This is a genomic window from Stenotrophomonas sp. YIM B13575 (assembly GCF_042787595.1).
GTDB lineage: Bacteria > Pseudomonadota > Gammaproteobacteria > Xanthomonadales > Xanthomonadaceae > Stenotrophomonas > Stenotrophomonas lactitubi_B.
On record NZ_JBHZOP010000219.1, the window covers coordinates 1 to 1073 of the forward strand.

Below are 1073 nucleotides of genomic sequence, written 5' to 3' on the forward strand. Positions count from 1 at the left end.
GGGAGGCTGGGCAGGGGCGTGAGCCGCATGGATGCGGCGACCGAGCTTACATGGACGTACTTGCAGCGCCCCCTGCCCAGCCTCCCCGCCCGGCCAACCCCAGAATCCCGGCTGTACGCGACCAACCCACCCACCACGGAGGGGCTCCGCCGTTGGCCGACCCGGCCGAAGGCCCGCTCCACGCGCGATACAATAAGCACCATGAACACCCCACAGGATTCCAGCCTCGGTCGCGAGGTCAGTTACCCGTCGCAGTACGATCCCGGCCTGCTGTTTCCCATCCCCCGCGTCGGCGCCCGCGCCGAGATCGGCCTCGACGAGGCCGCGCTGCCGTTCGTCGGCCACGACCGCTGGCACGCCTTCGAGCTGAGCTGGCTCGACCCGCGTGGCAAACCGCAGGTCGCCGTCGCCACCGTGCAGGTGCCGTGCACCTCGCCGCGGCTGATCGAGTCGAAGTCGTTCAAGCTGTACCTGAACTCGCTCAACAGCACCCGCCTGGACAGTGCCGATGCCCTGCGCGAGCGCCTCGTCGCCGATCTGTCGGCCTGCGCCGGTGCCCCGGTCCAGGTCACGTTCGGGCTGCCGGCGCTGCGCGAGTCGCCGCTGGGCGAGTTGATTGATGGCCTTGATGTGGACATCGACTGCTATGGCCCGCCGCAGGCGGACTATCTGTCGGCCGACGCCGACGTGCTGGTGGAGGAGACCCTGCTCTCGGCCCTGCTGAAGTCCAACTGCCCGGTCACCGGCCAGCCGGACTGGGCCACCGTCAGCCTGCGCTATCGCGGCCCGCAGATCGATCGTGCCGGCCTGCTGCGCTACCTGGTCAGCTACCGCGAGCACGCCGAGTTCCATGAGCAGTGCGTCGAGCGCATCTTCAGCGAAGTGTCCGCGCGCTGCCGGCCGCAGTGGCTGGAAGTGGAAGCCCGCTATACCCGTCGCGGTGGCCTGGACATCAACCCGTGGCGCGCCAGCCCCGGCATCGCCGCCCCGGCCGCGACCTACCGCGAACTGCGGCAATAAGCGTCGCCGGGCATGGCCCGGCGCTACCGTGGGGCCGCACTGTGACGGGTAGC

General features: G+C 70.1%; 1 protein-coding gene. It reads left to right on the plus strand.

Translation table 11 applies throughout. From position 1 onward, the window contains the following. The first annotated feature begins 201 nt into the window (after window positions 1–201). Window positions 202–1020 (plus strand): NADPH-dependent 7-cyano-7-deazaguanine reductase QueF, encoded by an 819-nt coding sequence (gene queF, locus ACFX4F_RS21325; RefSeq protein WP_380658367.1) that lies wholly within the window; start codon window positions 202–204, stop codon window positions 1018–1020. Window positions 1021–1073 lie beyond the last annotated feature (53 nt).

Excerpts from the sequence above, each read along its gene's own strand:
- queF (WP_380658367.1), top strand. The coding sequence starts at position 202 with ATGAACACCCCACAGGATTCCAGCCTCGGTCGCGAGGTCAGTTACCCG.